Origin of the sequence: Anabaenopsis arnoldii, from assembly GCF_028331025.1 — a bacterium.
Taxonomy (GTDB): Bacteria; Cyanobacteriota; Cyanobacteriia; order Cyanobacteriales; family Nostocaceae; genus Anabaenopsis; species Anabaenopsis arnoldii.
Genome location: NZ_JAQMUH010000128.1, coordinates 1 through 19,268, shown reverse-complemented (window position 1 = coordinate 19,268; position 19,268 = coordinate 1). Strand labels below are relative to the sequence as shown.

The 19,268-nt window shown below is 43.1% G+C and carries 20 protein-coding genes; 11 read left to right on the top strand and 9 right to left on the bottom strand.

Annotated features, from left to right (window positions below; all coding sequences use genetic code 11):
* Positions 1 to 156: 156 nt before the first annotated feature.
* From PN457_RS18330 to PN457_RS11475, 3 genes are all read right to left on the bottom strand, one after another.
* On the bottom strand, positions 157 to 276 hold the full coding sequence (locus PN457_RS18330) for a transposase (protein WP_334310760.1): 120 nt from the start codon (positions 274 to 276) through the stop codon (positions 157 to 159).
* A gap of 446 nt (positions 277 to 722) precedes the next feature.
* Positions 723 to 2,096 (bottom strand): cytochrome P450, encoded by a 1,374-nt coding sequence (locus tag PN457_RS11480; protein ID WP_271733448.1) that lies wholly within the window; start codon positions 2,094 to 2,096, stop codon positions 723 to 725.
* Positions 2,097 to 2,190: 94 nt separating this feature from the next.
* Positions 2,191 to 2,634 carry a hypothetical protein gene (locus tag PN457_RS11475; protein ID WP_271733451.1) on the bottom strand — a complete coding sequence of 148 codons (444 nt, stop codon included), beginning with the start codon at positions 2,632 to 2,634 and terminating at the stop codon, positions 2,191 to 2,193.
* A gap of 101 nt (positions 2,635 to 2,735) precedes the next feature.
* Here PN457_RS11475 and petN point away from each other — a divergent pair, with 101 nt between their 5' ends.
* On the top strand, positions 2,736 to 2,825 hold the full coding sequence (gene petN, locus PN457_RS11470; RefSeq protein ID WP_006195543.1) for a cytochrome b6-f complex subunit PetN: 90 nt from the start codon (positions 2,736 to 2,738) through the stop codon (positions 2,823 to 2,825).
* 7 nt (positions 2,826 to 2,832) lie between these two features.
* Positions 2,833 to 2,994, top strand: a complete 162-nt coding sequence (locus PN457_RS11465) for a hypothetical protein (RefSeq protein WP_271733447.1) — start codon at positions 2,833 to 2,835, stop codon at positions 2,992 to 2,994.
* 115 nt (positions 2,995 to 3,109) lie between these two features.
* On the opposite strand, the gene PN457_RS11460 is transcribed toward PN457_RS11465, so the two are convergent.
* The 4 genes from PN457_RS11460 to PN457_RS11445 all read right to left on the bottom strand — a co-directional run bounded on the left by PN457_RS11460 (position 3,110) and on the right by PN457_RS11445 (position 7,375).
* Complete coding sequence (locus PN457_RS11460; protein ID WP_271733446.1) at positions 3,110 to 3,973, bottom strand: acyl-CoA desaturase; 864 nt, start codon at positions 3,971 to 3,973, stop codon at positions 3,110 to 3,112.
* Positions 3,974 to 4,447: 474 nt separating this feature from the next.
* Complete coding sequence (locus PN457_RS11455; protein WP_271733444.1) at positions 4,448 to 5,857, bottom strand: NAD(P)(+) transhydrogenase (Re/Si-specific) subunit beta; 1,410 nt, start codon at positions 5,855 to 5,857, stop codon at positions 4,448 to 4,450.
* Complete coding sequence (locus PN457_RS11450) at positions 5,854 to 6,147, bottom strand: NAD(P) transhydrogenase subunit alpha part 2 (protein ID WP_271733442.1); 294 nt, start codon at positions 6,145 to 6,147, stop codon at positions 5,854 to 5,856. The genes PN457_RS11455 and PN457_RS11450 overlap by 4 nt, the downstream gene beginning before the upstream one ends.
* Positions 6,148 to 6,208: 61 nt before the next feature.
* On the bottom strand, positions 6,209 to 7,375 hold the full coding sequence (locus PN457_RS11445; protein WP_271733441.1) for a Re/Si-specific NAD(P)(+) transhydrogenase subunit alpha: 1,167 nt from the start codon (positions 7,373 to 7,375) through the stop codon (positions 6,209 to 6,211).
* Between the two features lie 740 nt (positions 7,376 to 8,115).
* Between PN457_RS11445 and PN457_RS11440 the strand changes: the two genes are divergently transcribed.
* The 9 genes from PN457_RS11440 to PN457_RS11400 all read left to right on the top strand — a co-directional run bounded on the left by PN457_RS11440 (position 8,116) and on the right by PN457_RS11400 (position 15,112).
* On the top strand, positions 8,116 to 8,667 hold the full coding sequence (locus tag PN457_RS11440) for a DUF2808 domain-containing protein (protein WP_271733440.1): 552 nt from the start codon (positions 8,116 to 8,118) through the stop codon (positions 8,665 to 8,667).
* Between the two features lie 196 nt (positions 8,668 to 8,863).
* Complete coding sequence (gene rpmH / locus PN457_RS11435) at positions 8,864 to 8,998, top strand: 50S ribosomal protein L34 (protein ID WP_271733439.1); 135 nt, start codon at positions 8,864 to 8,866, stop codon at positions 8,996 to 8,998.
* A gap of 21 nt (positions 8,999 to 9,019) precedes the next feature.
* On the top strand, positions 9,020 to 9,424 hold the full coding sequence (gene rnpA, locus PN457_RS11430; RefSeq protein ID WP_271733438.1) for a ribonuclease P protein component: 405 nt from the start codon (positions 9,020 to 9,022) through the stop codon (positions 9,422 to 9,424).
* The gene (locus PN457_RS11425) at positions 9,411 to 9,803 is read left to right on the top strand and encodes a PH domain-containing protein (protein ID WP_271733437.1); all 393 of its coding nucleotides are present in this window, start codon (positions 9,411 to 9,413) and stop codon (positions 9,801 to 9,803) included. The genes rnpA and PN457_RS11425 overlap by 14 nt, the downstream gene beginning before the upstream one ends.
* 531 nt (positions 9,804 to 10,334) lie before the next feature.
* Positions 10,335 to 11,477 carry a membrane protein insertase YidC gene (yidC, locus tag PN457_RS11420; protein WP_271733435.1) on the top strand — a complete coding sequence of 381 codons (1,143 nt, stop codon included), beginning with the start codon at positions 10,335 to 10,337 and terminating at the stop codon, positions 11,475 to 11,477.
* The gene (locus PN457_RS11415; protein ID WP_417006603.1) at positions 11,477 to 11,998 is read left to right on the top strand and encodes a Jag family protein; all 522 of its coding nucleotides are present in this window, start codon (positions 11,477 to 11,479) and stop codon (positions 11,996 to 11,998) included. Before yidC ends, PN457_RS11415 begins: the two co-directional genes overlap by 1 nt.
* Positions 11,999 to 12,171: 173 nt before the next feature.
* Complete coding sequence (locus PN457_RS11410; RefSeq protein ID WP_271733434.1) at positions 12,172 to 12,678, top strand: YceD family protein; 507 nt, start codon at positions 12,172 to 12,174, stop codon at positions 12,676 to 12,678.
* Between the two features lie 125 nt (positions 12,679 to 12,803).
* Entirely contained in the window at positions 12,804 to 14,321 is a 1,518-nt protein-coding gene (locus PN457_RS11405) for an AAA family ATPase (RefSeq protein ID WP_271733433.1), read from the top strand.
* A 305-nt stretch (positions 14,322 to 14,626) separates the two neighbouring features.
* A complete protein-coding gene (locus PN457_RS11400; RefSeq protein WP_417006602.1) occupies positions 14,627 to 15,112 on the top strand; it encodes an SH3 domain-containing protein in 486 nt (161 codons plus the stop codon).
* A gap of 96 nt (positions 15,113 to 15,208) precedes the next feature.
* On the opposite strand, the gene sbcC is transcribed toward PN457_RS11400, so the two are convergent.
* A complete protein-coding gene (gene sbcC / locus PN457_RS11395; protein ID WP_271733432.1) occupies positions 15,209 to 18,235 on the bottom strand; it encodes an exonuclease subunit SbcC in 3,027 nt (1,008 codons plus the stop codon).
* Between the two features lie 559 nt (positions 18,236 to 18,794).
* Positions 18,795 to 19,082 carry an HNH endonuclease gene (locus tag PN457_RS11390; RefSeq protein ID WP_271733431.1) on the bottom strand — a complete coding sequence of 96 codons (288 nt, stop codon included), beginning with the start codon at positions 19,080 to 19,082 and terminating at the stop codon, positions 18,795 to 18,797.
* Positions 19,083 to 19,268: the final 186 nt, after the last annotated feature.

Below are 19,268 nucleotides of genomic sequence, written 5' to 3'. Positions count from 1 at the left end.
GGGTTTCGACTGCGCTCAACCACTGGGTTTCGACTGCGCTCAACCACCGGGTTTCGACTGCGCTCAACCACCGGGTTTCGACTGCGCTCAACCACCGGGTTTCGACTGCGCTCAACCACCGGGTTTCGACTGCGCTCAATCAGCATGTATATTAACTTAGAGGCGATTAAACCAACCAAAACTACGCTCGACAACCCAACGCTTTGGTAACAGAACAAAGCCTTTAGTATTAACCGGACGACGTGTAACCTGCAAAACCCAGTGGTACGTATCCATCACCCATCTCATAAAGCCTTCACCCTGATAGCCAGTATCAACCCCAATCAGCACCAACCGATTCAAGCGATCGCTGTAGAAAAGGCTTAATCTTTGCTTATCGCTTGTCCGTGGCCTTGGTTGGGATAGTGTTGAAAATGCGATGATAGTAATCTGTAAGAGGCGATCGCTTTGATTGTGATTTCTTCACTAATCTGCATAGTCAAGACTTGTTGATAGTATTTATACCATTAAATCGAATCAGGGCGATCGCTCTCTAAAAAACTATAAACAAATACAAAAAAAATATAAATAAATAAATATTTGCAACAGGAGTTAAGTTTCCATTCGATTAATGTCCCCAGCGAGTGGGGACAAAGAGGAGGGAGAAACCGTAGCCCTAGGGATTCAAGTTTCCATTCAATTGATGTCCCCTTTGTTATTTTGTCAATGGATAAAGTCCTATTTTAAATTAATTGGGGGGATGGTTGGGGTGCAAGTTGGCGTTTGATCAGCATCTTCACCCCACGACTGGGGGCTAAAGTTACACCCCGACGTTGGGGTATTTCTGGTTTGGTATCAGCTAGTGCGAGTTCATAGCGGGATAAGATGGTGGCTAATACTAGTTTCATTTCAAACACGGCTAAGGCTTCACCTAAGCAGCGCCGGACACCGCCACCAAAAGGCATAAATTCATAGGGGGAATATTGACGTTCCAGAAATCTTTCGGGTTTAAACTGCTTGGGTTCGGGGTATAAATCTTGCCGTTTGTGAATGAGATAGATACAGCCCATTAATACTGTCCCCGGTGCTAAAGCATATCCTAGGAGTTCTACAGGTTCTTTGACTACTCTGGGAAAGGTTAACATGGCTACTGGATGAATCCGTAAGGTCTCATTACAAACAGCGGTGAGATAAGGTAACCGGAATATACTCATGGGGTCTGGTGTATCACCCAGGGTATGCAGTTCTTGGAGCAGTTTTTCTTTAATTTCGGGGTGTTTATGAATCCAATATAATCCCCAAGCCATGGCGGTGGCTGTGGTTTCATAACCGGCGAATAACAGGGTCATTAATTCGTCGCGTAACTCTTGGTCTGTCATTGAGTTACCGTTTTCATCTTTTGCTGACATGAGCAAGGAGAGAATATCAATACGATTCTCATCGGTTTGTTGTCGGCGTTCGCGGATTTCTGCGTAAATTAACTGGTCTACTTTTTGTCTATTGCGTAAAAAATTACCCCAAGGACTCCATGGTCCTAAATCTGTTTGCAGAGAGGGGAAAAATAGAAAACTAGAAGTTAATGGTGAGCGAAATATATCCGCGATTAATGAGAGATTTTTTAGCAGTTGTTGGCTGCGTTCTCCTTCATATACGCCGAAAACGGTCTGTAAGATAACTTGTAAGGAAATATTCTGGGTGGCGGTGCGGGTGGTGAAGGGTTGGTTTGTGGGTAGTTGGCTCCAGACTTTGGTGGTAATTTCCCTGATGATTTCACCATAGTTTCGCATGCGATCGCCATGAAAAGACGGCATGACTAATTTTCGTCGCTGACGATGGCGATCGCCTTCGAGCATAATCACCGAATAGTCACCTAGTAAGGGTTGTAAAATTCTATTCTCTTTACCACCAGCAACAAATTTCTTACGGTCATTGGTTAAAATTTCTTGCACGCCCTGGGGATGGTTAACAAATACCAGGTTGTTACCAAACCCCACCACTTGGGCGGAGAAAATATCAGGATATTGTTGAGCTGCTGTTTCCATATACCCTACAGGGTCAGCTACCCACTGTACTTTTTGGATAAAAGAGGGGGTTTTAATCAGATTGGGTGTTTGCATCTGTTGACGGTTGACGGTTGACGGTTGACGGTTGACGGTTGACTGTACTAAGGGGCGATCGCTATGAAGAGGGAACAGAAATTGTGTATGAATCTTAGTTTAGTTGCTCCCTATCATTTGTGGAGGGGAAAGGTTTAACCCAGCGGATTTGTATAGCTGTATCAAGGGCGATCGCCCCCATGGCGAACCAAAGTATACTTTCCCCGGCTTGGACTAAATCAGGTATAATATTCTCGGTAGAGTTGATCTGCGTTAAGCCACGCACGAGACCGAAAGCCAGTACAGCACCGGATTTTAGTTGAGTGTTGTTATCTGTGCGGATAATGTAGCGATAGGTAACACCAAAGAGGAAACCAGACAAGGCGGCGATTCCGCCACTGAGCCACCAAGGGAAGTTTATACTTGTATATAGACTTGCCAGTGTGGGAAAATATTTTACCAACACCAGAGTATTTACCAAATTAGTAATTAGGAAGGCAAGACTTAAGGAAATAGCCGAAATTATTCCAGCTTTGAGAGATTCTAGGCGCTCGGCCATGGTTTGCATATCTGAAGTTTCCTTGGCTTTTGTTTATGCAGCCCTTTGACATTATTATGGGTATTAGAGACGTTTTGTAATTATTGAGAAAGTGTAAGACTATGGCAACTTTAACACTTGGTTGGGTATCGCTGTTGGTTGTGTTTACTTGGTCAATTGCGATGGTAGTGTGGGGACGTAACGGACTATAGGGGAATCGTGGAAAATCCATTCCTAAATATTTTGGCCTTACTGGCCTTGCTGCTGCTGGTAGCGGTGACTGGTGGGGTTGGTTATCTGACCTTAGCAGATTGGCGCGATCGCCGTCGCCGAGAAGAGGAAAAACGCGAACTGCGACGCACTTCTCCCAAACGACGATAATTCATTATTTGTAGGGACGTGATTTAATCATGTTCCTACACCATTTTTGAGTATTTCTCCTATTTGAGTTGGCGCAAGTATCACATCCGAAAAGGTGGTAATACTACTTTTTAGCTTAACTATGAGACTGGTCATAAATTGTTTGAGGAGGAGTTCTTAAATTCCAAACAATTCCCAGCCATGATAATAGGGTAAGAATGTAATGAGTAATATCTATTTCCCACCAATAGAAACCTTGACGTTCTGATGCGGGATAATAATGATGATTATTATGCCAACCTTCACCTAAAGTAATTAAAGCTAAAAACAGATTATTGCGACTATTATCCGAGGTATTAAAACGACGGTAACCAACGATATGGGCGAGAGAATTAATTGTAAAAGTTGAGTGATAAACCAGGACAGTACTTAAACAGAACCCCCAGATAAGCATCTGCAAACCAGATGTTTGTAGGCCAGGAAGATAAATCTGAAACAATATGCCGATAACAGTAACGGCGATTGCTAGCAAGATAGGCACCAGCATATGAAAACGGTTTAAATACTGTAACTCTGGGTATTTGGCAAAATCTCGGATCTTGCGTTCATCAGTCTGAGAATATTGAGGAGAGACTACCCAACCAATATGTGACCACCAGCCACCATGAATAATGGGGGAATGAATATCTTGTTCTGTATCTGCATAGTTGTGGTGATGACGATGATGTGCAGCCCACCATAATGGGCCTAACTGCGCCGAAGCATTACCTAAAACCGCCAGAATAAACTGAAAAAAACGGGTTGTTTGATAAGTACGGTGTGAAAAATAACGGTGGTATCCGGCGGTGATGCCAAACATCCGCACAAACCATAATAATAAACAAGTAATTAAAGCAGTCCAACTAAAACCTACCCAAAAAATCAATAATCCACCAATATGAACTGATATAAAAGGGATATTACCTACAAAATCTATTTGACGTTCTTGTTTTGATAACATATAAATATACTGAGTAATGACACACCCTGATTATTTAATCTTTGTTGTTTTCAAAGACCAAATTCTGAAAATCAAAATCTAAATTTTTCTTAGATCCATAAAATTTGACCCATCCATCTTGTGCAGTTTGTTATGTAGTGGGTTGACAGCATATTTTCTGATCAAAGTGTAGTGTTGCGGGCTGCTTATGGCTAGCCTACACAAGCTATCGACTGAGCGCTGACGGCGAAGTTTTGCCAGCTATTGATTTACCTCACCCAGATGAAATGTGCTGTGTCAGCAGACAAATTCAACAATATTGATTATCGGGCATTTTTGGTCATCGAGACTTAGTTCAATTTCAAAATTTTACATTTTGATTAGCTTCTATCATTAGGCATATTAGATTGATCTGTTGTCAAATAATCTTGGCAGAAAAAACTTGCCCCAGGAACATGATACCTCCCAGGGCAAGCTGACCCTTGAAAATAGTCCTTAAAGCTGCTTTACCTCGGAAACCAACTTAGAAACCATATCTTTGGCGCTACCAAAAAGCATGGTAGTTTTTTCTTTGTAGAATAATTCATTATCTACACCGGCAAAACCCGTACTCATGCCGCGCTTAATGACAATTGTCTGCTTTGCCCGATCTACTTCCAAAATCGGCATACCATAAATGGGGCTATTGGTATCGCTGCGGGCTGCTGGATTGACCACATCATTGGCACCAATTACTAAAGCCACATCCGCCCCTTCCAATTGGGGATTGATATCATCCATGTCATACAACTGGGTATAAGGCACATTGGCTTCTGCGAGTAACACATTCATATGCCCCGGCATTCGACCGGCGACGGGGTGAATAGCATACTTAACATCAACGCCCATGCGTTCTAATTGATCTGCTAATTCCCTGACAGTGTGCTGGGCTTGGGCTACAGCCATACCATAACCAGGGACAATGACGACGTTACGAGCATAACCTAACATCATTGCTCCTTCTTCGGGGTCAATGCTGCGGACTGTTTGATTGGTTGTAGTACCTGTAGCACCGCCACCACTAGGAGCGGACGCTTCCCCACCAAAGGCACCAAACAGCACGTTAAATAATGAACGATTCATCGCTTTACACATAATCTGGGTGAGGATTAAACCCGATGCGCCCACCAGTGCGCCAGCGATAATCAACATATTGTTCATGACCACAAACCCTGCGGCTGCGGCTGCTATCCCAGATAGGGAGTTTAATAGGGAAATGACTACAGGCATATCGCCCCCACCAATGGGGAGGACGAACATAACACCCAATACTAAAGAAACTCCTACCACGGCGAAGAATATGGGTAGGCTGTCGGGTGTGATGATTAAATAGACACTACCTACTAAGTAGGCAGCCAGTAGGGCGAGGTTAAATGGTTGTTGGAAAGGTAATTTAATGGGAGAGCCACTGATTAAACCTTGCAATTTGGCGAAGGCGATAAAACTACCTGTTAAGGTGACACCACCGATTAAGACATCCAGTAAAATGGAAATGTTTACATCTAGAGGTATGGGTTGGGCATTGCCAATTAACCGCCAGAACTCGGCAACGGCGATGAGTGCGGAAGCAGCACCACCTAAACCATTAAGTAAACCCACCATTTGGGGCATTTCCGTCATTTGGACTTTGTAAGCGGCGATCGCACCAATTCCGGCACCAATAGCCAAGCCGACTAAAATCATCTCATAGTTGAGTACCTGCTGATCTAAGAGTGTGGCGACAATGGCCAGCAGCATCCCCACAGCCGAGATCACGTTACCGTTACGTGCTGTAGCTGGGGAACCCAGTTTCTTTAAACCCAGGATAAATAATGATGCAGCGACCAGGTACGTCAGCTGAATCCCAGTTGGTAGAAAATCGCTCACGCCTTAACTTCCTTTTTCTTGAACATTTGCAACATCCGATCTGTGACGAGAAAACCACCGACAACGTTAACTGTCGCTAGTACCACAGCAATTAAACCGAGAATTACTGATATACTGGTATCTTTAGCACCAGCAGCTACAATTGCCCCTAATACAGCAATACCAGAAATGGCATTGGAGCCTGACATTAAGGGGGTGTGTAAAGTCGGTGGGATTTTGTTGATCACTTCAAAGCCAATAAAGGATGCCAAAACAAATACAAATAAAGCAGCGAGTAATGCTTCGGTCATGAACTGAAATCTCCTGTTTGTAACCACAGATGCACACAGATAGGTTTTGAGGGGCGGTTAGTTAAGTGCCGATTTGAGGACTCAAAGCTTTTAGCGCATCCTGCACTCTTTGATTGCGAATTTCCCCGGCGTGGGTAATGCAAGCCGCATCAATGATGTCGTCAGCAAAATCTACTTGTAGAGTTTTATCTTTGATTAATAATTGCAGCAAGGATGTTAAGTTCTTAGAATACAGCTGGCTAGCGTGAACTGGCATTGATGAGGGTAAGTTGATGGGGCCAATAATCGTCACGCCATTCCAGAGAATATCTTTACCTGCTTGGGTGCAAGCACAGTTACCCCCTTGTTCGGCTGCTAGATCTACAATTACTGAACCCGGTTTCATTTGTGCTACCATTTCCTCTGTTACTAGTCTTGGTGCTTTTCTCCCGGGTACTTGGGCGGTGGTAATCACGACATCGGCATTTTTCACGTGTTCCGCCACAACTTCCTGGGTACGTTGTTTACTAGCTTCGGAAATTTCTTTGGCATATCCTCCCGCTGCAGTTGTTTCTTCTTCGAGTTTGACTTCGACGAATTTCGCCCCCAGACTTTGCACTTCTTCTTTGACTGCGGGACGAATATCAAAGGCTTCTACTACCGCACCTAAGCGTCTGGCTGTGGCGATCGCTTGCAATCCCGCTACACCAGCCCCCATAATAAATACTTTAGCTGGGGCGATCGTGCCGGCGGCTGTGGTCAGCATCGGGAAATATTTAGGTAATGCAGCAGCGGCAATTAATACTGCTTTATATCCTGCTAGTGAAGCTTGGGAAGACAAAGCATCCATACTTTGCGCTCTGGTCGTACGGGGGATCATCTCCATACTCAAAGCTGTAATGTGCCGATTTGCTAGTTCCTGTACTACTGCGGGATTTCCCAAAGGATTAAGGAAACTGATTAACACAGATCCCTGTCGCAGTAATTCTATTTCTGAGCCGCCATTTTCTCGCTCTTTTGGTGGGCTAACTTTGAGTACAATATCTGCTTCACTCCATAATTTAGCTGGATCAGTTATAACTGTTGCTCCTGCTGCTTCGTAGGCAGAATCGCTAAAACAAGAGCCTTCTCCCGCACCTTTTTCTACCCATACTTCCAAACCTTGTTTCACTAACCGGGTAACGGTGTCAGGATTTAATGCCACACGTCGTTCACAAACTTCAATTTCTTTAGCAACTGCTATTTTCATGAAATCTCCTGGAGATAAATACCTCTTTTTTGGGCGTCACTGTCTGAGATGGCTTTTCCTGGTAGATAAACCCTTAAATACTTTTGCTTTTCTGTGTTGTAACCTCACTTCGCCCCTTGCAGATTTGACACTTGCCGATAGTCACAAATAGATTCACATATTACAAATCCTAAATTGATTACTAATTTTGCATCTTTCTCTTTAGTTTGTTTTAGGCATTGCAAAATTTTAGTATTCTTTCTTTACATATTTTTTTAGCGTTATTTTTTAATGATTGCTGCTTTGAATCAAGCTCATTTTCCTCAATCTATCCCTTGATTGGCCAATGCCCCCAGCACTGCGCTGGTGCGCAATCGCTTACTAGATAGATCAGTTTTTATCACAAAACCTTTGGAATTAGATGTATTTAGAAATATTTAGCAACAAAATTGATTTCTACTTAGTCTAAATTATAACTATATATAGGACTCCTATTTGATTTTTGAACAAGACTCAGTACACATGGCAATTCTTCTTACCTGTTCCCTGTTCCCTGTTCCCTGTTCCCTACCTAGACAAATCAATTCAGAAACCAAACCGGATTTCTATATTTTGAGTAAAACTTAAGCTTTCAAGAGTGATGGCACTTTTTGCTTCAATTTAACGTCAATTACCAGGGTGTCAGTAGTAAAGTTGAGTTAAGAGGACTCAAGACTTAGTTTATATCACTAACCTGTTTTCTGGTGGAGGAAACCTAGACTATGCAAAATTTACAATTTCCTGGTTGTGATCGTCAACTGCTTGTGAGACTTGTTTCGGCTCTAGCCGTCACTAGCTCTTTGTTGACTGGGTTTCCAGTCATAACTGTAGCTCAAGGCTTACCGGGACTGACGCTATTTGGCGGCGTTAGCAGTAAAAATCAGCTTCCCTTTAGATTAGACTTTGGCGGACAGGCTAATAGCTGGGAGCGATTCAGACTGCGAATACCAGCCAAAAAAATGAACTTAGCCGCATCTCAGTTTGTGGTTAGCTACCCAGATTATTACGAAGGAAGTTTCGACCCGAACAAAGTGGAGGTCAAAGTCAAAGGTGAAAAAGTTCCCCTAGATGAAGTCAAATGGAACAAAGAAGCTCGCCGTATAGAAATTTTCCCCCAAAAGCCGGTAGCAGCCGGAGGAGAAGTTGAGTTAGTGCTGTCAGACGTCAAAACACCGAGTTTTGGGGGGATGTATTATTTTAACTGTCAGATTCTCTCTCCTGGGGATTTACCCTTAGAGCGTTATGTGGGAACCTGGGTTTTGAGTATCTCTTGAGCAATCATTTTTACTAAGGGCGGGTATGCCTAGGCTACGGAAGATATCACAGATTTGCTTAATTATTAACGATGGTCTTGATCAACCCGCCTGATTAATTGTTGAGGACATTTAAAAAAAATATCATTTTTAGTTCTGGAAGTGATATAGTAAGGGATTGTAACTTTTTATAAAAATCGCCTAAGAGGAGAACGGGATGAAGAGGACCCTGGGCGGCACTTGCCGTAAAAGAAAAAGAACTTCTGGTTTTCGGGCTAGGATGCAGACACCAACAGGAAGAAATGTGATCCGATCCAGAAGAAAAAGGGGACGTCATCGTCTGAGCGTTTAGGAAATTTCAAGAAGACCAGATGTGGCTTTGCCCAAAGCAAATCGATTAAAATCTCGAAAAGATTTCCAAGCAGTTTTCCGGGAAGGAATTCGTCGTCACAGTTCTCATTTCACATTGAGAGCTTTAAAACCTTCAGGGTTGAAAAAGCCTTCCTTGGATACTGTAATCAGTGAGCAGCCACTATCGAGCACAAAATTTGGCGTTTCTATTAGCACAAAAGTCAGCAAAAAAGCAGTAATTCGTAATCGGATCAAACGCCAGATTACAGCTGCACTGCATGAGCTATTGCCAAAATTGTTTCCAGGTTGGCGGCTAGTCATTGTTGTCAAACCAGCAGCAGCAGAATCTCAGTGCGTAAGCCAGCAATTTCTGCAAGAATTAAAAGAGTTGTTGGTAAAAGCTGAGGTGTTTGATGGGCATTCGTGAAGAAGTTTATTATGAGGGAGGCCCCCACATCGGGGACTTAATCCTCAATGTGTTGATTGGACTAACTGTCGTCGGGCTACCATTGACTGTGGGAGCCATTGTCAGAGCATTATGGCTACGTTTCCGCATCACTGACCGCCGGATTTCCGTAACGGGAGGTTGGAGAGGAGGCGATCGCACGGATATCATTTATTCAGAGATTGTGAAAATTGTCAAAGTTCCCCGTGGCATTGGCTTTTGGGGAGATATGGTATTAACCCTCAGAAATGGTAGTCGCCTAGAAATGCGGGCTGTTCCCAATTTCCGCCAGACTTATGACTACATCAATGAAAGAGTTAAAGCTAAAAATCCCCTATATAGCGCTGCGGCTGACAAGTAATAGGGAGCTAGTCCTAAGCTGACTATTTTATAGACAAAGCTATACTTATGTTGACAAGTATTGACATAAGTGAGTTAAGAAAATCGCCCACTTGATATATAATCCTACGATATCAAGTATTGAATTAAGACTATTGCCAACGCGAAAACCAAGCAATGATAGCGGTAGTCTTTCTTGGAAATCTTAACTTGAGAAATATCGCGTCTGGCTAAGGCGTGCAAGTCTACTAAGGGATAACCGCTCCCATGCTCCCGTTGAAGTAGAAAGTAAAGTCTAGCTTTGTCTAGGTTTTATATAGCAGTAATAGAGACGCGATTCGTCGCGTTTCTACAAAATAGTAGGGACTAGCGAAGGCAACACTTACTTTAATCTAGTAAGCTATAAATATAAAAAATAGAGCGGGATGGCATTCCGTTCTTAGAGCCGAGAGCCTCCTGTGCAACAGCGGGATTCTCTGGGCGGCCTGCACACAAGTGTAGGAGTATGTCACATTCAGATTAGTTTACAGTAACTCAGGTTTAATTCAGAATAATGGATTTTGGTATCGGGTTTCTCTCAAACAACGTGATGCTGCCAATCATAGATTTTTTCTATGGGATTGTGCCTAGCTATGGATTGGCGATCGTTGCCTTGACATTGATAATCCGCTTCGCGCTCTATCCCCTGAGTGCTGGTTCAATTCGTAATATGCGGAAAATGCGAATTGTGCAACCTCTGATGCAGAAGCGGATGGCAGAAATTAAAGAGCGGTATAAGGACGATCAGCAAAAGCAGCAAGAGGAAATGGTCAATGTCCAAAAAGAATTTGGTAACCCATTAGCAGGATGTCTGCCCCTATTGCTGCAAATGCCAGTATTATTAGCGCTGTTTGCCACATTGCGGGGTTCACCTTTTGCTGGTGCAAACTACAGCGTTAACCTGCAAATTTTTCCGGCTGAACAAATTGAACGAATTCAACCCCAGGCCTTTGCTACCGCTCCCCAAAACATCTACATTGCTGATGGAGAGCACGTTCGTGTCACTGCTATTCTACCTGGGGGTAACAAATTAGCCGTAGGAGAAAAAACTAAGATCCAATATCAAACTCTTGATGGTAAACCATTTCAGGCGCTTTTAGCAGAACACCCAGAAAATAACCTGATTCCTCAATGGAAAGTCATGAAAGGGGAAGAGAGGGTCAAAATAGATGCCCAGGGCAATATAGAAGCCTTGGAACCAGGAGACGTGACCATTCAAGGCTCAATTCCTGGACTAGCAGCAGAAAAAGGATTTTTGTTTATAGAAGCTTTGGGTAGAGTTGGTGCTATAGATCCTGATGGTAAAGTCCACTGGGATATTGTCTCGATGATCGTATTTTTCGGCATCAGCCTTTATGTCAGCCAAATGATTTCCGGGCAGAATTCTGGTGGTGGTAACCCCCAACAAGATACAGTTAACAAAATCACACCAGTTATATTTTCTGGAATGTTTTTGTTCTTCCCCCTACCAGCTGGGGTATTAATGTATATGGTGATTGGTAATATTTTCCAAACTGCCCAAACTTATATTCTCTCCCGTGAACCTCTACCGGAGGGACTACAACAAATTGTGGCCACCCAAGAGAAAGAAGCCGCAGCAGAACAGAGAAGTTTACCATTTGAGCCCAAAAGTTCTAAGAAAAAGACTATAGGTTGATGATGCTTGACAGTGGGATGCACAGAGGGCAGCAGTGGTTAAAAACCCTGCTGCGACTAACAGGAACACCTGCGGAGATTCAAGGGAATTTAGAAACTGACCCCTCTCAATTTGACAATTTCCCAGAAACAGATAGCTACTGGTTGACTATTGATGAAACTAACCTGACCCAGAAACAAATCCAAGTTTTAATTGGCGCTAACGGTTCAGTGCTAGATGCGATTCAGTATTTAGCCAACTCGGTGCTAAACCTCAACCAGCCCCCAGGGTCACAAGCCTCTTATACCATTGATCTGAATGGGTACCGCCTCAAAAGACAAGGGGAAATTCGCGCTTTGGCAGAAGCAGCAGCGGAGGAGGTACGCGCTTCTGGTAGGGAAGTAGAAATCAAGTCTCTCAGTGCTGCTGAAAGGCGGCAAATCCATTCTTTCTTCCAAGAATTTGCAGATTTGCAAACTTTTAGCCGTGGACGAGAGCCGCACCGTCATTTGGTGGTCTGTCCAGCGCCGACAGTTGAATAATCCGGTTTAAACCGGAATATATCATAAAAACCTTGTCAATACAAAATTTCTCTTCTGTTCAAAAGCTAAAACAGAGTTATGAGAAATTTGGGTTAAAAACCCCGTCCTTCTGGGACGGCTTTATGGTTTTTGTGACAGCAAAATATAACTGTTCGTGATTATATCGAAATCCTATGGACGCAATTTTTATTCCCCAACTTACCAAAGCCCCGGAGCGGAGAGAGGAAATCGAAGTTAAAGAGTTTCTCCCTGGTCTGGAAAGCTTAACACCTGTTCGTGGTCGCTTGCGGATAGAGCATCATGGCAATTACCTAGAAGTATCTGGGAAAGCAGAAACAATTGTTACTTGTACTTGTAACCGCTGTTTGCAGCAATATAACCATCGTTTAATAGTGAATACCAAAGAAGTTATTTGGTTAGATGAAGCTGCTAATCAAATACAGGATATACCTTTAGAGAGGGAAGTAGTGATGGAAGATTTGCTGGAAACCCTCTCACCTGATGGTTATTTTTATCCGAGTGAGTGGTTATATGAGCAGATGTGCTTGGAATTACCTCAGCGCCAGCTTTGTAACCTCAATTGTCCGGGTATTTTGACTGCTAAGGTTGATAGTTCAGACAAGCCCGTTGATAGTCGTTGGGCTTCTTTGGAAGCGTTAAAAAAGCAACTTCCGGGGTGAGTAAATGTTTTAAGTTGTAGTGCTTGTGATCAGCCTGAAAAGGGATTTATTAGTTTAACCTAACTTAAGACCCGGTTTCTGAGAGCCGGGTTTTTTAAATAAATATTTTTAAGTTTTGAAAAATTATGAACTTTCGTGAAGAATTTAAATTGTTGCTACGCGCCCGCTACCCTTTGATTTATATCCCCACTTATGAAGAGGAACGGGTAGAAGCCGCAATCCGGGAAGAAGCTGCAAACCAAGGAAACCGTCCTGTATACACCTGGGATTTTGTGGATGGCTACCAGGGAAACCCCAATGATACAGGGTTTGGCAAGCGTAACCCGTTGCAAGCTTTGGAATTTGTGGAAAAGTTGCCAGCTTCTGCCCCTGCTGTCTTGATTTTACGTGATTATCATCGATTTTTAGATGATGTGGCGATCGCCCGCAAACTTCGCAACTTAGCTAAACTCCTGAAGTCCCAACCGAAAAATCTGGTATTGCTGTCGCCGCGGGTTGCTATTCCTGACGATTTAACCGAAGTTCTCACGGTGGTGGAGTTTCCTTTACCCGCAGCGCCGGAAATTAAAGCTGAGGTGGAAAGGTTAGTACAAAGCACTGGTAATAATTCCCTATCGGTGAAAGTTATCGATGACTTGGTGCGTTCCTGTCAAGGTCTGTCCATGGAACGGATACGGCGGGTTTTGGCGCGAGCCATCGCATCCCATGGAGAATTACAACCAGAGGATGTAGACTTAGTTTTAGAGGAAAAGCGCCAAACTATCCGCCAAACCCAAATCCTGGACTTTTACCCAGCCACTGAGCAAATTTCTGATATAGGGGGACTAGATAACCTCAAAGATTGGTTACTGCGTCGGGGAGGCTCGTTTACTGATAAGGCGCGACAGTACGGATTACCCCACCCTCGTGGTTTAATGTTGTTAGGTATTCAAGGAACAGGTAAATCTTTAACAGCAAAAGCGATCGCCCATCACTGGCATTTACCCCTACTACGTTTAGATGTAGGACGCTTATTTGGTGGTTTAGTGGGTGAGTCAGAATCACGGACTCGCCAAATGATTCAGGTAGCAGAAGCCCTCGCCCCCTGTGTATTGTGGATTGATGAGATTGATAAGGCTTTTTCCGGACTGGGTAGTAAAGGTGATGCAGGTACTACTAGCCGTGTGTTTGGTACTTTTATTACCTGGTTAGCTGAAAAAACTTCGCCTGTATTTGTTGTTTCCACTGCTAATGATATCCAAGCCCTACCCCCGGAAATGTTGCGTAAAGGGCGATTTGATGAAATTTTCTTTGTGGGTTTACCTACTCAAGATGAAAGAAAAGCAATTTTTAACGTTCATTTATCCCGACTGCGCCCCCATAAAATCAAAGGTTATGATGTGGAGAGATTAGCTTATGAAACGCCGGATTTTTCAGGAGCCGAAATTGAGCAAACTTTGATTGAAGCCATGCACATTGGATTTAGTCAAAACCGCGATTTTACTACTGATGATATTCTGGAAGCTGCGAGCCAGATTATACCCCTGGCGCGAACGGCTGTGGAGCAAATTCAACAATTACAAGAATGGGCTGCATCTGGGAGGGCTCGTTTAGCCTCGAAACACAATATTTTGGGTGATACTTTCGGTAAGTTACGTAATTAATCATTCGGATGTTAAGTAGGTCAACGTACTTAATTAAAGATAAAACGTCATTGCGTTAGCGAAGCTTGGCGTTAGCCATACGGAACGAAGTGGAGTGAAGCAATCCGTAACAGTAAGGATACAAGCAAAGTCAGAGGCGATCGCATCTTTGTGCATCCTGTGTATCAAAGCCTTGATGAATAATTAGCAATAGTAAGGCGGCACTCACTTTTTTTTATCATCAAGTTACCGTAATTTTACACTGGCTGCTCCAGTACATTTTTTATCGGAGTGGTCAATATTTAATTATGAATTACTATTGACTATTGACCATTGACGATGAGGTTTTAACTGTGCTGTCTAGTTTACTAAAATTTATCTTAGGAGTTTTCTTAGCGATCGCTATTTTAATCGGTAGCGGTGTTACGGTTGCATTTTATTTCATTAATCGAAATTTAATCTCCCCGCCTAAACCTATTTTTGCAAATGACCGTACGTCTTTACCACAAGAAGCTCCTCAAACAACTGAGGTAAATATTATATCCACCCCTGAACCAACTCCCCCGGAAACTCCCCCGGAAACTCCCACGGAAACATTACCACCGGGGGCTTACCGAGGCCGTGTGACCTGGACTGAAGGCTTAAGTGTGCGAGCTGAACCAACGTTGGATGCTCCCCGTGTGGCTGGGGTGGGGGTGAATGAAGAACTGATTATCTTGGAAGAAAGCCAGGATAAAAGATGGCAAAAAATTCGCACTCAAAGCCAACAGGAAGGTTGGGTAAGAATAGGTAATACGGAACGAATTGATTAATTGATCATGAAAATGCTGAAAACCCCTGCAGAAACAGCAACGTAGTTAGGTTTCTCGTACTTTAGGCACAGGGGTGTGGGCAGAACTTTTTCAGAGTTAAATTGATAAGCTTACCTGGGAACCTTGCTGAGTTTTATTCACCTCAATGCGGGCTTGAAAAGCTTCTTTAAGATGGGGCATATGGGTAACTGTGAGGATACAGGCAAAATCAGAGGCGATAGTATTAATGGAGGCAATTAGGCGATCGCATCCTTCGGCATCCTGTGTACCAAAGCCTTCATCTATAATTAATAATTGCAACGCTGCACCAGCCCTCTGTGCCAGTAATTTTGCTAGGGCTAAACGGATAGCAAAGTTAATTCTAAACGCTTCGCCACCGGAGTAAGTCTCATAGGCTCGTGTTCCCCTGGAATCGGCTATTAAAATATCTAAGGTATCAATCAGCTTGGCGCTTTTCTTCTTGGCGTTACTACTCCGCCCAGCTTTTTGAGTAATAAATTGTACGTGCAATTGATTAGCACTCAACCGCGATAACAGTTGATTGGTCTCAGCTTCCAGTTGAGGTAAGACGTTCTCAATCATCATTGCTTGGATACCATTTTTACCAAATGCTTGCGCCAATTCCTGATAAACTCGTTGTTGCTGCTTACAAGTTTGTAGTTCCTGCTGTTGTTCCTCATACTGGGTTTGCAGGTTTGCCAATTGTAACATCACCTGTTCTAAACGCCCCAGATGTGATATATAATCATCAAGTTCTTGTCGGCGTGTGTGAATTTTCTGCTCTAAAGCGTTGATTTGCTCCGTGGGATTGGCTGATTGCTCTAACTGTTCGGTAATATTTGCAATTTGGGTCAGGAGTTTTTCCCGTTCTTGCAATCTTTCCCTCCTAGAAGCGTCTAAATCCTGCCATCGTTGCTGGAGTTGGGGATGCTGCTGCTGGGCTGATAAAAGTTGCTGATAACGCAATTGCCAAGATTGAGCTTGGCGTAAAGCTTGGCGCAGGCTGTTATGTTGCTCTGAACTGTAACCGATTTCGGCAATCTGACGCTCAAGTTGAGAAATTTGTTTCGCACAGTCAGAATCAGTTTTATCCTGCTGGATTTTAGTGTGTAATTGGGCAATATTCCCTTGTAATTCTGGTTTGCGGGCGGCTATTTGCGCTTGTCGCTTGGCTGCGTCTTTAATTTGCCCTTGTTTAATTTCTGCCCACCGCCACCGCTCTACTTCACTGCGAGCCAGAGCGTGGTCTTGCTCATTATAATTCAGTTGTTGTAAATATTCATCTAATTGTCGCAGTTCCGCCTGTTGATCTGGGGCGTAATCACCCACTTCCAGCGATCGCTCTAAATGCCGCTTTTCAGTAGCTAATTGTTGTAATTCTTGCTCAGTGTCCTTAATAGATTGCAGTTGTGCAGCTAACTGACCTCTTTGTTCTCGTAGATTATCATAAGGGGACAATTTATGATGTATTTCCCGATATTCCTGTCTGAGTAGTTGAATTTCTCGATCTGATACTGCCTTTTGTTCCCGGAATACCCACAACTGGTCTTCAGTATCCTTGTAGTCATCTTTAGTTTTATCTACGACACGATTCCAGTGATGTTCATCTAAAGGACGCTCACACAAGGGACAAATTGCATCAGGGGTGCGGAGCATTTGCAATTTTTGCTCCAACTCCCCCAATAATCTTTCATATTCCCGTTCTTGAGCTTGTAGACGTTCCATAAAGTGCCGTCTTTCCTGTCCTTTTTCCTGTACTCGTTGCAGGTAAACTTTATCTTTCTCCATTTGGGAAATCTGGCTTTCTAACTCTCTGGCCGCTTGTTGTAGTTGCTGTTGACGTTGTGAGGAGCTTTTTAGTTGGTTTTCTCTAGCTTGTAACTGTTCTAGACGTGCTACAACCCCCGCATGAACTTTATCCAGTTGAGTTTGCAGGTTTTGCCGTTGTTGTAACAAAGGAGAAACTTGCATTTGCAGTTGATCTAATTGAGTTAAACGCCGACGGGCGGATATCAGTTGTGCTAAAGCAGCTTCTACTTCAGCAGATTTATGAAGAGTTTCCTGAATTTCTCGCTCTTGGGGTTCTAAGGCTAATAATTGTCCTTCAACTTGTTGTAGTTCCCTTTCTAGTTCGTGAATTTGGCTAGTTAGTTGCTGTTGCTTTTGTTGCAGCAGTGCCGTTGCACGGGTGTATTCTTGAAACTTAGTTGCTAAGGCTTCTTCTTGCAACTCCAGATTTTGATAGTGCCTAAAGCCGTTATGTATTTCAGGTTCCTGATTTAATATTGCTTCTAAATCTGATAGCTGAGTTTGAATTGCTGATTGTTCCTGTTGCAGGCGATCGCTATCTTGAGTTAAATTTTGCTGTTGTTGCCTATAAAAATTAAGTTGTTGCTCCCAATTTTGGCGCTGATGCTCGACAAGTTGCAAACTTTGTAATTGAATCTTCTCAAAGGCCTGAACCTGTTGCAGTTGGTTGAGTTGCGTTTCCAATTCTGCTTTTTGGGCTGCGGTTACTTCCCGTTGTTGCAGCTGAATTTGACTCGACTCCAGAGTACGCTCTAACTCCTCAGCCCTAGCCTTAAACTGGCGAGATGCATCTTTTGCTCTTTCTTCGAGTTGATCATATTGATTGAGTTTTAATAACTCTGCTAAAATTTCCTTGCGTTCACTGGGACGCTTGATCATAAATTCGTCAGCACGACCTTGACGCAGGTAGGCAGAATTAATAAAAGTATCATAATCAAGCTTGATGTGTTGTAAAATCAAGTCCTGGGTGGCTCTGACACCTTTACCAGTTAGGGCGCGAAACCCAGAAGTTGTTTCAATTTGAAATTCTAGGACACCACTAGCACCCCTAACTCTTGTGCGAATCACCCGATATTTTTGCTGGTTACATTGAAAAATATAATCCACCCGAACTTCTTTCGCCCCTGAATGAATCACATCATCTTCAACACCAGCGCGGCTTTCACCCCAAATTGCCCATGTGATTGCTTCTAACAGAGAAGACTTACCGGCACCATTAGAACCACAAATACAAGCCGTATGCAAACCGCTAAAATCTAAAGTTGCATCACGGTAACTGAGAAAGTTTTTGAGGATAAGTTGTACTGGAATCATTGAGGCTACAGCACCACATCTAAGTGTTTTCCTATTTGGCAGTACAGATGCACTATTTGATAGTTTAGCTATGTGCTTCTTACTATTGTAGTATTTAAGTCCGTAATTTTACTAAACTTAACAATATGATGACGCAATTTTTCATATTAGGCAAATTATTTTGCTGATTTGACCTAAAAGAAAATCATCCTGCTTGTGGGAGTTGTATTGATATGGTTTGAACGTTTTCCTTTACCAAATCTTAATCAATCTTTTTTATCTGGTGAGCAAGAATGTCAGATGCATATTTACAAGCATTTCATCTGCGCTATGCAAGGGGGGACTTTCCTCGCCACTGCACAAGATTGATCATATGAGGATGTGTCTTCTATTTACTTGAAGAGTGCTGCAATTGGTGAGATATCTATTGCCATAGCATCATTTTGACCTGTCCCTAGTATCAAAAGTGCTAGCTGCAACAATATGAAAAACTTCTGGCTTAAGTTTTTTTGTTTGAATATATAACTATAGTCACATTAAAACAATTAAACTAAACCGGTCAGTCACCCAACCGACTCGTCTACAAAACCGTACGTGAAACTTTCGCTTCATACGGCTCCTCGGTAATATGGTTCTTGTCATGAATACCTACAAGACTTCCATCACTGGCTGTCTTCTTGTCGTGGCAATGTCTGTGTAATAGTTGTAGATTCTTATATTCATCTTTTCCACCTTTAGATATGGGTAAGATGTGGTCAACTTCCATTACATCACCGTCCCTAAAGTAGTGCCCACATTCTGGACATTTACCCTTTTGCCTCTTAAGTAGAGTCGATACTCTTTTGTTGGCTTCGGGATGGTTTGTCATTCTTGAACTCCAGTACACCCAATCACCGTCAAATGGCGAAGCGTTGCCTTTAACCTTGATATGACGTGCAATAGGGGTTTCTGGGTGTCTATGCAGTTTTATGAATTTGTCATCCATCTTTACTGCAAATTCCCAGTTGTTACCTCCGATTGTATGCCAGTATTTTTTTGGCTATCCATTTATCGG

Coding starts and splice junctions, on each gene's coding strand:
- PN457_RS11475 (WP_271733451.1), bottom strand. CDS start 2,634: ATGGCCGAGCGCCTAGAATCTCTCAAAGCTGGAATAATTTCGGCTATT.
- PN457_RS11390 (WP_271733431.1), bottom strand. CDS start 19,082: ATGACAAACCATCCCGAAGCCAACAAAAGAGTATCGACTCTACTTAAG.
- PN457_RS11415 (WP_417006603.1), top strand. CDS start 11,477: ATGATGCTTGACAGTGGGATGCACAGAGGGCAGCAGTGGTTAAAAACC.
- PN457_RS11405 (WP_271733433.1), top strand. CDS start 12,804: ATGAACTTTCGTGAAGAATTTAAATTGTTGCTACGCGCCCGCTACCCT.
- yidC (WP_271733435.1), top strand. CDS start 10,335: ATGGATTTTGGTATCGGGTTTCTCTCAAACAACGTGATGCTGCCAATC.
- PN457_RS11460 (WP_271733446.1), bottom strand. CDS start 3,973: ATGTTATCAAAACAAGAACGTCAAATAGATTTTGTAGGTAATATCCCT.
- PN457_RS11445 (WP_271733441.1), bottom strand. CDS start 7,375: ATGAAAATAGCAGTTGCTAAAGAAATTGAAGTTTGTGAACGACGTGTG.
- PN457_RS11480 (WP_271733448.1), bottom strand. CDS start 2,096: ATGCAAACACCCAATCTGATTAAAACCCCCTCTTTTATCCAAAAAGTA.
- PN457_RS11410 (WP_271733434.1), top strand. CDS start 12,172: ATGGACGCAATTTTTATTCCCCAACTTACCAAAGCCCCGGAGCGGAGA.
- petN (WP_006195543.1), top strand. CDS start 2,736: ATGGCAACTTTAACACTTGGTTGGGTATCGCTGTTGGTTGTGTTTACT.
- PN457_RS11450 (WP_271733442.1), bottom strand. CDS start 6,147: ATGACCGAAGCATTACTCGCTGCTTTATTTGTATTTGTTTTGGCATCC.
- PN457_RS18330 (WP_334310760.1), bottom strand. CDS start 276: ATGGATACGTACCACTGGGTTTTGCAGGTTACACGTCGTCCGGTTAAT.
- rpmH (WP_271733439.1), top strand. CDS start 8,864: ATGAAGAGGACCCTGGGCGGCACTTGCCGTAAAAGAAAAAGAACTTCT.
- PN457_RS11440 (WP_271733440.1), top strand. CDS start 8,116: ATGCAAAATTTACAATTTCCTGGTTGTGATCGTCAACTGCTTGTGAGA.
- PN457_RS11425 (WP_271733437.1), top strand. CDS start 9,411: ATGGGCATTCGTGAAGAAGTTTATTATGAGGGAGGCCCCCACATCGGG.
- sbcC (WP_271733432.1), bottom strand. CDS start 18,235: ATGATTCCAGTACAACTTATCCTCAAAAACTTTCTCAGTTACCGTGAT.